This is a genomic window from Desulfobacter sp. UBA2225 (genome assembly GCF_002348205.1).
GTDB classification, from domain to species: domain Bacteria; phylum Desulfobacterota; class Desulfobacteria; order Desulfobacterales; family Desulfobacteraceae; genus Desulfobacter; species Desulfobacter postgatei.
Map to the genome: position 1 here is coordinate 1 of NZ_DDYV01000088.1, position 10,660 is coordinate 10,660.

At 46.3% G+C, this 10,660-nt stretch carries 9 protein-coding genes; 7 read left to right on the forward strand and 2 right to left on the reverse strand.

The window, feature by feature from the left end:
* Positions 1 to 1,793, reverse strand: a 1,793-nt coding sequence (locus B3D59_RS04705) for a hybrid sensor histidine kinase/response regulator (RefSeq protein WP_286818043.1), incomplete at its 3' end; no start/stop codon positions are given.
* A 318-nt stretch (positions 1,794 to 2,111) separates the two neighbouring features.
* On the opposite strand from B3D59_RS04705, the gene B3D59_RS04710 reads away from it, so the two are divergent.
* The 7 genes from B3D59_RS04710 to hisA all read left to right on the forward strand — a co-directional run bounded on the left by B3D59_RS04710 (position 2,112) and on the right by hisA (position 7,784).
* Entirely contained in the window at positions 2,112 to 2,291 is a 180-nt protein-coding gene (locus B3D59_RS04710; RefSeq protein ID WP_286818048.1) for a Mut7-C RNAse domain-containing protein, read from the forward strand.
* A gap of 6 nt (positions 2,292 to 2,297) precedes the next feature.
* The gene (locus tag B3D59_RS04715) at positions 2,298 to 3,281 is read left to right on the forward strand and encodes a nucleoside phosphorylase (protein ID WP_286818053.1); all 984 of its coding nucleotides are present in this window, start codon (positions 2,298 to 2,300) and stop codon (positions 3,279 to 3,281) included.
* A gap of 117 nt (positions 3,282 to 3,398) precedes the next feature.
* The gene (locus B3D59_RS04720) at positions 3,399 to 4,514 is read left to right on the forward strand and encodes an ABC transporter permease (protein ID WP_286818054.1); all 1,116 of its coding nucleotides are present in this window, start codon (positions 3,399 to 3,401) and stop codon (positions 4,512 to 4,514) included.
* The gene (locus tag B3D59_RS04725; protein WP_286818055.1) at positions 4,511 to 5,257 is read left to right on the forward strand and encodes an ABC transporter ATP-binding protein; all 747 of its coding nucleotides are present in this window, start codon (positions 4,511 to 4,513) and stop codon (positions 5,255 to 5,257) included. Before B3D59_RS04720 ends, B3D59_RS04725 begins: the two co-directional genes overlap by 4 nt.
* A gap of 21 nt (positions 5,258 to 5,278) precedes the next feature.
* Positions 5,279 to 6,343: an MlaD family protein gene (locus B3D59_RS04730; RefSeq protein WP_286818056.1), complete on the forward strand. Its 1,065-nt coding sequence runs from the start codon at positions 5,279 to 5,281 to the stop codon at positions 6,341 to 6,343.
* Between the two features lie 6 nt (positions 6,344 to 6,349).
* Positions 6,350 to 7,009, forward strand: coding sequence for an ABC-type transport auxiliary lipoprotein family protein (locus tag B3D59_RS04735; protein ID WP_286818057.1), 660 nt, complete (start codon positions 6,350 to 6,352; stop codon positions 7,007 to 7,009).
* Positions 7,010 to 7,019: 10 nt separating this feature from the next.
* On the forward strand, positions 7,020 to 7,784 hold the full coding sequence (gene hisA / locus B3D59_RS04740; RefSeq protein ID WP_286818058.1) for a phosphoribosylformimino-5-aminoimidazole carboxamide ribotide isomerase: 765 nt from the start codon (positions 7,020 to 7,022) through the stop codon (positions 7,782 to 7,784).
* Between the two features lie 489 nt (positions 7,785 to 8,273).
* Here the strand turns inward: hisA and B3D59_RS04745 are convergent, their stop codons facing one another.
* Positions 8,274 to 10,187, reverse strand: a complete 1,914-nt coding sequence (locus B3D59_RS04745; protein WP_286818059.1) for a 3'-5' exonuclease — start codon at positions 10,185 to 10,187, stop codon at positions 8,274 to 8,276.
* Positions 10,188 to 10,660: the final 473 nt, after the last annotated feature.

Genomic DNA, 10,660 nt, shown 5'->3' on the forward strand with positions numbered 1-10,660 from the left:
CCGTTCATCTCGGGCATCACGACGTCAGTCATGAGCAGATGAATTTGGCCGGCATATTCACGAGCAAGAGCGATGGCTCCCCCCGGGGTGCCTGCCCCAAGGACCTTGTAGCCCATCCGTTCAAGCATCATCCGGGTCATCCGCAGGATGGAAGGTTCATCTTCCACCAACAAAATGGTTTCAGCTCCGTCCGGGTTTATTGTGTCTGAGGTTTTTTTCTCAAGAATTTCGGTCTCAGCCAGATACCGGGGCAGGTATATCCGGAAAATTGTCCCTTGGTCCGGCTCACTGTAGGCGTTGATAAAACCGTCATTCTGTTTAACGATTCCATACACTGTGGCCAAGCCGAGCCCGGTGCCCTTACCCACGTCTTTGGTTGTATAAAAAGGCTCGAACACATTTTGTAAAGTCTCTTGATTTATACCGCAGCCGTTGTCACTGACTGTCAACTGTACAAAGTCGCCAGGTACAAAGCCAGAATGGTCTGCACAATATGCTTCATCAAATGTCGTCTTGCCCGTCTCGATTATCAGTTTGCCAACATCGGCAATGGCATCCCGGGCGTTGACGCTCAGGTTCTCCAGGATCTGAGCAAGTTGGGAAGGGTCGATTCTGACTGGCCAGATCTCTTCATTCGGCAGCCATATCAGATCAATGTTCTCACCGATCAGGCGACGGAGCATTTTGAGGATGCTTTCTATGGTGCTATTAAGGTTGATCACTTTTGGTGCAATGGTCTGCTTGCGAGCAAACGCGAGCAACTGCCGAGTTACATCAGCTGATCGCTGGGCAGCCGTCCTGATTTCCTCCAGATCAGCATACAGCGTCTGGTTCGGATCAATGTCTTCCAGGGCCATTTCTGTTTTGCCAAGGATCACACTGAGCATATTATTAAAATCATGAGCCACACCGCCGGCCAACCGACCCACAGCTTCCATCTTCTGGGCCTGGATGAGTTGAGACTCCATTTTTTTCAGATCCGTGATATCCGCAGCGATCTGCATCCGGACTAGGCGGGCGTCCGTCCATTCAATGGCCCGATCGTAATTGATATAATACTTTCCGGTGACAGGGTTCTTGCCTTCCCAGATATGGACCCCAGCAGGATTTCCATCTTTGTCAATCAGCTGATCATTTGTACAGCATTCGCAGGGTTCTGAGTTGTTTCTGAAAGCACTGTAGCAAATATCACCGGTTTTATCCCCGCCGAAATCGTTTATCATCCTTTTGTTCATGAACAGGATTTCACAGGTGTCCATGTCTGCGACATAAACGGTTGAATCAATACTGTCCAGAATGGTCAGAAGTTTTTCATGGGCATGGTTCAACTCGTTTTCAGCCTGTTTTCGATCGGTTATGTCCAGGGCAGTGAAAGTGACCCCTTTTGACTGGTCCTGAAGGTCAACAGGGGTAGAACTGAGAAGGACATCCATGATGGTGCCGTCTTTTTTCTGCCAGCGGGTTTCCACAGTGCCTGTAGCATGGTCAGCCATCTGGGCATATTTTTCCAGGCCCACAAGTTCAAACTCTTTATCACTGGGATACAGCATCCGAGCGCTTTGGCCAATCATCTCTGATTCATCATATCCGGTCATTTTGCACAGTCGGTCGTTGACTTTGCTCAGTATCCTGTTGACAACCGACCCGATACCGATGGGTGCACTCCTGAAGATACTGCTGATCTGTTTTTCATTTTCCTGCAATACTTCTCTGAAATGTTTGTACTCTAACTCAATGTTTTCCAGTTCCTGAATCCGTTTTTCCAATTCTTCATATGTGAGTTTTTCCGACATGATTAGGACCTAGTGTGACTGCTGTAGAAAATTTAGATGATTTGCATTATTCATAAAATATCAAAGATTGAAATGGTATCCTTGAGAGAAGGTGTTTTCATCAGAGACATATCATAAGATGCCACCAGACCCATTTTTTTTGGATCTTTTTTACGTTACACAAAGAAATACAAAAAAGCAATAATTCTAAGAAAATTATGTGGTAAGATGGGGGCATTACTGACAGCGTGAGACCCGGAGATGAAATGCTGATCATAGAATTGGAGAAAAATCACATTTGCCCGACGGATACGCGCCCAAGAGCCTTATGCACAGCTGATGGAAACCCTCTCTTTTTTCGGCCTTAAGGGTGCGTTGTCTTTTTTTTTACGCTGCCCCCGGTGCAGCCAGGTGTATTGGCCGGGTTCTCATCGGGATCATCTTCTGGAAAAAATGAGGGCTGTCGGCCTGGTAACGGATAAAGTTGAAAACAATGGTATAAAAAGTGATTGGAAATGACCTGTGATGACATCAGCAGATTTGCCGATTGATGAGAATGGGCGAATTTACCACCTTCAGATCAAACCGGGGCAAATGGCTCCCAATATCTTATTGGTGGGGGATCCGGCACGTGCCGAGTTCATTGGTTCAACACTCCTGCGTGATATAGAGGTTGAGCGCGAGAACCGGGGAATCGTGACTGTAACCGGAACCTCAGAAATCACAGGAGGACGGGCAACGATCATTTCGCCGGTGAGAACCACCGTAACGACTGCTGGCATGGGAACGCCTTCCCTGGAGATCGTTGTGAATGAGCTGGTTGCGCTGAACGAAATTAATTTCGAGACACGAACGCGCAAGCCCGATTTTCCAAGGCTTCATATCATAAGAGTAGGCACTTCTGGTGGGCTCCAGGCATCAACAAAGATCGGGACCCCAATCATCACCTCTTATGCAATTGGTATGGACAATACAGGTTTGTTCTATGAGGCACCCTATCCGGACCAGATATGCGAGCGACTCGAACAGGACCTCGGCCATATTGTCAGAAACGCTATGAGCATAGGATCTCGATTTCACGGAAAAATCCACCCATATGTCTCCCGGGCTGAGCCGATCATTGTCGATGCACTATTGGAGGCTTCGGCGAGTCTCGGCGTACCGGCCAAGCTCGGGTTGACCGTCTCAACCAGTGGGTTTTACGCCCCCCAGGGCCGTGACATCGGTCGAGTGAAGCCTGCTATTCCAGAAATAGAGAGCGCCTTTGCCGAATACGATCCGATGCTGGGTGGGCAACGTATAGAAAACATGGAGATGGAAACCAGCTTCCTGATCCACTTTCTCGGCGCACTCGGGTACTGGGCCGGCTCAATCTGCACAACCATCAATAATCGGCGGACGAATACATTTGACCACCATTACCAAGAGGCGGTCAAGAATTCGACCAGGGTGGCACTTTTGGCATTGGCTGTCATCAGCAGTCGTAATCCTGATGTTCGGATCAGTTGATTGCTGTGCCAGAACAGCTTGATTCCCTGATACAAATATGATTTAATCCGCAAACTGTAACACTTGCTGCTCCAAAAAGGGACATAAAAAAAATCATTTAACGGACAAGAGGATATTTTGGCCGCGCTGAACATTGAAACCGTAAGCCAGACAACGTCAATGCTTTTTTCCGGACGGCTGGATGTCCCGGGCGTGGCCCGGTTATGGGACACCGCCGTTAAAACGGTTAAAAAAGCAGGCCAGGGGAAAATCCGGATAGACCTTGAATCCGTTGAGTACATGGACATGGCCGGCGCCACCTTTATCTCCCATTTAAGCCGCCTGGCAGGCAGCACGCCGTCAGAACAATCCAGCTTCGTGACCGGGGTCAAAAAGGAGTTTGCCCCCCTTCTGGAACTGGCCGGGAAATCAAAAAACGAGACATCATCCCCGCCGCCAAAGAGTTCGTACATTGAAAAGACCGGTGAAGATCTGGTTGCTTCCCTTGAAGACGCTAAAGTATTCATTACCATGGTTGGAGAGATCACGGCAGCCCTGTTTTCCTGCGTAAAAAATCCCGGCAGCATCCGCTGGGCCGACACATGGATGGTGGCGGAACGTTCCGGGGTCAACGCGCTGCCCATTGTGGCGCTGATCTCATTCATCGTGGGCCTGGTCATGGCCTTCCAGGCCGCTATTCCCATGAGGATGTTCGGCATGGAAATATATGTGGCCAACCTGATCGGCATAGCCATGGTCAGGGAACTGGGACCGCTGATGACCGCCATTGTGCTGGCCGGCCGGTCCGCATCCGCCTTTGCTGCGGAAATCGGCACCATGAAAATCAACGAAGAAATTGACGCGCTTACGGTCATGGGCATGGAGCCGGTAAGGTTTCTGATTGTGCCGCGGGTCATTGCCGCCACCCTGATCACGCCGCTTTTAACCGTATTTTCCAATTTTGTGGGCATCATCGGCGGCATGGTTGTCATTCTTTCATTTGGTTATCCGCCAATTAGCTACTATAATCAAGTGGTGGGATTTGTCTCCTGGGGAGACCTTGCCGGCGGCCTTGTCAAATGTTTTGTATTCGGGCTTCTCATTGCCGCCACCGGCTGCATCCGGGGGTATCAGACATTGAGGGGACCTTCTGCCGTAGGCGATGCCACCACAAGAGCCGTGGTATCCTCCATCATTTTAATTGCCGTGTTTGACGGTGTTTTTTCCATAATTTACTTTTATCTGGGCATATGAGCGAAACGATTATCAATGTCCGGCACCTTTTTGCCGGGTACAACAACAACGCCATTATGGAAGATCTCAACTTTGATGTCCAAAGTGGTGAAGTGTTTGTTATCCTCGGCGGTTCCGGCTGCGGCAAAAGCACGGTGCTCAAGCACATGATCGGCCTGGTACCGCCGGTGTCCGGAGAGGTCCTCATCCATGGCGAAGATATGGTGGCGGCCCGGGGAAAAACGCGCAACCGTCTGCTTGCCGGCATTGGCGTGGCGTTCCAGAACGGTGCGCTGTTCGGCTCCAGGACTGTCATAGAAAACGTCATGCTGCCCCTGATAGAGTTCACGGATCTTCCCCGGGAAGCCATTGAAGCCATTGCCCGGGTCAAACTGGATCTGGTTGACATGGGGCATGCCCTTTATCTTCTGCCCGACGAGTTGAGCGGCGGCATGAAAAAAAGGGCAGCCATTGCCAGGGCCATGGCCCTTGATCCGGCCATCCTCTTTCTGGATGAACCCTCTGCCGGGCTGGATCCCTTAACCTCGGCCGAACTGGACCGTCTGATCCTTAAACTGGCAGAATCCCTTAAAATCACATTTGTCATTGTCACCCATGAGCTTGAAAGCATCCTGACCATTTCCGACCGGGTGATTATGCTGGGCAAACAGGAAAAAGGCATCATTGCCCAGGGCGATCCCAAAAAGCTCAAAGCGGATCCGTCAAACCCATATGTATATAATTTTTTTAACCGGAACCCATAACAACCCTTTGGAATCTGACCCATGACCCAGAAAACAAATTATTTCAAACTCGGCCTTTTCGTCATCCTAGCCTTTGCACTGACTGCGGCCATGCTGATTGCCTTGGGCGCCGGCCAGTTTTTAAAGACGGAAACCCTTGCCGAAACTTATTTTAACGAATCCGTCCAGGGCCTGAATATCGGCTCGGAAGTTAAATACAAAGGGGTTAAAATCGGCGCTGTAAAAGCCATTACCACCCCCACAAAGGTTTACAACATTGCCTCAAATTACGTGTTGGTCACCTTTTCCCTCTCCGAAGATTGTTACGTGGGTCAGACCGGGAAAACCCCCAAAGAACGTATGAAAAAAGCGGTCAACGAGGGGCTTTCCGTATTTTTATCCTTTAACGGCCTGACAGGATCTGCATATCTGGAGACCGATTACAAAAAAAACGGGCCGGATGATCTTCAAATCTCCTGGACCCCGAAAAATCTTTATGTGCCGTCCCAGTCCAGCAACATCAAACAGGTATCGGACGCAATCAGTCAGGCAATGGAAACCTTGGGCTCCATAGATTTCCAAGAGATGAAAAAGGATCTTGCAGCCCTCATCAAGAACCTGAATATCACAAACGTATCTACCCAGGCTGAAAGCCTGCTCAAGGAACTTCGCCAGACCAACAAGGACCTGGCTAAAATCCTGACATCCGGGCGGCTTAAACAGATTCTGGCCGATGCCGGCTCATCTGTGGCCGATTTAAAGCAAATTGTTCATGCGGCAAAAGGTCCCATCACACAAACCCTGGCAGATATCAATACGGCATCAGGCAGTTTCAAACACATCGCCACCGGCCTGGAACAAGGTTACGAAGGGAAATTGACTGAAATGGCCGATAGAATGGATACGGTTATGGCCAGCCTTGAAAAAACATCCCGGTTACTGGAAAATACGATCTGGACGAATGCCGACATCATCGAGAAAACCATCGGCAACCTGGAGGATACCACGGACAACCTCAACCAGTTCACCCGGGAGCTGCGTGAGTACCCGGGCAGCATTCTCATGAAAGCCCCGCCGAAGACATCAACATCAGGAAAGGAGAAATAACCCGTTATGAACTGCCTTCGCCCCTTAACGCGTTTGCCCCTTTTCATGATGATCACCTGCATCTTGACGTCAGCCCTCTTTTTTGCCGGATGCGGGATTAAAAATGATTACACGAAAAAGCAGATGTACCGACTTAGTGCAGAGGTCAACGACCCTGCTGATCCAAGCAACCGGTCAGCAGGGGTCCCGTTGGTTGTCAGGCGCCTGGACATTTCACCGGAGTTCGGCGGCGCGGGATTTGTTTACCGGGTGGATCAGAACCGGTTTACTCAGGATTATTACAACAACTACATGACACCTCCGGCCCGCATGATCAGTGATGTGATGTTTGAAGCCCTGGTCAACTCCCCTCAGTTTGCCGCTGTCCCAAAAAACCGAATCCCGGACGATATCTTCCAGTTATGGGGTAAAATCACAGCGCTTTATTGTGACCGGCGCAGTGCATCCGCGGGATCGGCTGTGGTGAGCATGGCGCTGAACCTTGACCGGCTTCACAAAGACGGTTTCACACCGGTCCTGGCAAAAACCTATTCCGCACAAATCCCCCTGGACTCAGACACCAGTCCCCAAGCATATATCCAGGCCCTTAATCGTGGATTAGCCGAAATAGTCAAAAATATTCTGTCGGATTTTAAACAATTGCCAACCCCGACAGATACCCCATAGGATTTATGATATGAAATTTCGACCCTGCATTGATCTTCGAAACGGCAAAGTCGTCCAGATTGTGGGAAGCACCCTGTCCGACCAAACCCAGGAGAGTCTTGTCACCAATTTTGAAAGCGCCTTAACCCCGGCACAGTTTGCACGGATGTACCGGGCAGACCAACTTTTCGGCGGCCATGTCATTGCCCTTGGCCCTGGAAATACCAATGCCGCCCTCGATGCGCTGCAGGCCTTCCCCGGTGGTCTCCAGATGGGTGGCGGGATTAACCCTGAAAATGCACACACCTTTCTGGATGCCGGCGCATCCCATGTCATCGTCACCTCCTATGTGTTCTCCAAAGGCCGCATGGACATGGACAAACTCAACGCCCTGGTGAATACCGTGGGCAAAAACCGTCTGATTCTGGATCTAAGCTGCCGGAAAAGGGACGGACAATTCTGGATTGTGACAGACCGCTGGCAAAAATTCACCGAAATGGCCGTGACACCGCGAAATCTGGAAGATCTATCCGCATTCTGCGACGAATTTTTAGTCCACGGCGTGGATGTGGAAGGCAAAATGCAAGGTATCCAGGAGGAGCTGGTGACACTGCTGGGGGAACACAGCCCCATCCCTGCCACCTATGCCGGCGGTGCAGGCAGATTTGAAGACCTGGACCGGGTAAAAGCCCTTGGCAAGGGACGTGTGGACCTGACCATCGGTTCCGCCCTGGACATCTTTGGGGGCACCATCCCTTACCAAGAGGTGGTGGCGTGGCATAAGGCTCAAATCTGACCCGTTTATTTCTAAATTTATTCTCGCACAAAGCCTCAAAGGCACAAAGGGTCACAAAGTCGAATAACAATCTTTGTGTTTTAGTGTCTTTGTGCGAGCTTTACAACTGAAACGCGTCATGCTTAGAATTGCTGTTGATTATATGGCATCATCAATATCAGAAGTAGTCAACGCCACGTCAATAAAAGACTTAGGCAACATAAATAGACACATTGTAGGACCTCTACTTCCTTAAAATCTTTGAAGATGGGCGATTTACGGCGGCGGAGCAGCCGTGAACTCTGAACATCTACGGTTTGACCGTAGCATGTTTCTTGTTTGAATTAAGTAAGCTGTCCCCAGAATACTAACAGATTTAAAAGTAAGATGTCCCCAGATTTACGTGCTTGGAATAGGAAGCACAATAGTCGGGGTGGAGGGCTTCAATTTTTTTTAAGTCATATTTTTATTTTTAGATTAAAATCGAAACTGTCAGATACCAGAAAACTATTAGAGTTGAATGGCTATCAATGGTTCGATATCTTCAAATTTTGCTGTAAAATTACCCCTATACTTTTTAATTATCTCTTTGCAGTCAATAGTTCTTAATGATAGTTTCATAAATGATTTTTTATCTGTTTGAAATGAAATTATATATTTGGGGTTGTGATTTTTGATGTAACCGTTAAAATATATCGTAGTGATCGCATTTATCATGTCTGCATTATATAGCTCATGAACAACCCGGATAGCTAATTGAAAGATAACATTGCTGTATAGTGATGTGAGTATTGTTTTCGAAATGTTTGTTTCTTTGAGCGAATCTTCTGATTTTACATACGTTACTTTTTTTATTTTGGGGAAGCTTTCAAGTTTTGGCAGAGAATAATCAACTATTAAAGTTTTATTTTCAGGATGGTAGGCAAACCGGAACGACTTAGGAAAATAATCAGGATATTTTGAAATTTTTAATACCAATTCACAGTATTCTATGACGGAATGAGATTTATAATTAAGATAGTCAGACTTTTTTTGATCGATTGTTGAATTAAAGAAATCCTGATCTTTATAGTATCTATCTTTTCTTTTTTGCCATTCTGCAACTTCTTGTTTGTTTCGATTTTTAGTTTCTTCGATTTTCACATTATATTCTTGAATTTCCTTGTCATATACCTTTTTATTGCCCTTGTTATAATCTTCTATTTTTTCTTTTTCTATCAACCAAGTATTAAATGCAGATTGAAATTTTTGAACAGATTGGTCAATTTTTTTTTGTTGCCAAGATTTGAAGATATATTTGTCGAGGAAATTTATTTTGACTTGAAAGGGTAAGTCAGTTTGCTTTGGTTCAGGTGGAATTTGCATTTCTTCTGGTGGTATTGGCGATAGGATACTGTCTAATTTTTCTTGTAGGTGATTTTCCGGGGATGCTTCTTTAAACGGACTATAATTTTTTAGTTTTTCCCAATCAAATGCTACAGTTCTCTCAACCGATTGTACTAATAATGTTTCAAGCTGCTTAAGTCGATCTTCGGCGTTTTTTGTTTTTTCTTCAGCCTCAAGAATTTTCGATTGTTTGAGATAATTATTTTCGGATTTCCCTTTAGCTTTTTCCCACTTTATATTAAATCTTTCAACTTGCTTTTCAATTTTTTCATCTAAAGCCCACTCGTCACGTGCTTTTAAAAATTTATGCTCGTTTAATCCAAGATGCCTTACCTTTGTGAAAAATAAACAGTCGGTATTGCCAGTGCGTTCATTGTCAAAGTAATCAAAATCAATGTCATCTGTTTGTATTAGGTCGTCATCCTTGGTGCCACTAATTGGGTTCAATAACACCTTTGAGCCATACAGTTTAATTATTCCACGATTTATTAATTCAAAAAAACAATCTTTACAGGCTTTAACGTCTCCAAATGCAGAATGTGATGAACTTAGAACCGTATCAAAAACTTGTTTATATAGTTCTTCAAGACTTGGCCACTTATATCCATATCGTCCTGGGAGCCTACAATAATCTGTCGTTAATTCTTTTGTACAAAGTTTATCGATTTTATGGATGGTTGATTTAATATTGTGACGCATAAATTCTGCATGAACAACTTTTTTATCGAAATCTATGTTATGAGCAATCAAAACTTGGGCTTTGTCAAGCATTGAGGCAAAGCGTTTTAAAACGATTACTCTATCTTGTCCTTTTTCATTGGCAATTTCATTTGTGATACCGTGAATTTGTATCGCATCGGCAGGAATTTTAAATCCGTCTGGTTTTAAAATATTTGTTTCTACTTCTAATTCATTACCGGTCTTGTCAGTAAGTATCCAAGCGATTTCAACAATTCTTGGCCAATTATCAAGCTTTCCTACAGGTGCTTTCCAGTTAATAGGAAGTCCTGTCGTTTCTGTGTCAAAGAATAAATACATCGTTCCTCCATCAGTGTAAGCAAATTCCTGAGAATACCTTCGGGTTATGAAGATGTAAATCCGTAAATCCGGGGACTAAATCCGGAGACACCTTACTCATTGTTATTTCGACCAGTTTTTTTTGCGCCTCAGCCGCCTGTCTAAAATAGCTTCCACCTGTTTTACAAAAGTCGTTTGAACGGTCAGTCAGTCCGTTCATGTTTTCTGAATAATTCAATTTCAAATGTATGAATATCAAGGGGATATTGGCAATCTCAAGCAGGGGGGGGGTGTTTTGACAAGAATCTCATCCTTTTTATCCATATGTGTGCCCCGGCACTGCTCCATTTCCAATCCTCAGAACATTTTGCAAGACCGGGGCGGACCGGATTGTACTCAATATACTGGGTACACGCCAATAACCACCTCTCTTCCATGGTAAATGACACAAACCGCCCCTGTCATAAAAGACCGCGCCAACCTTCCCTGAAATT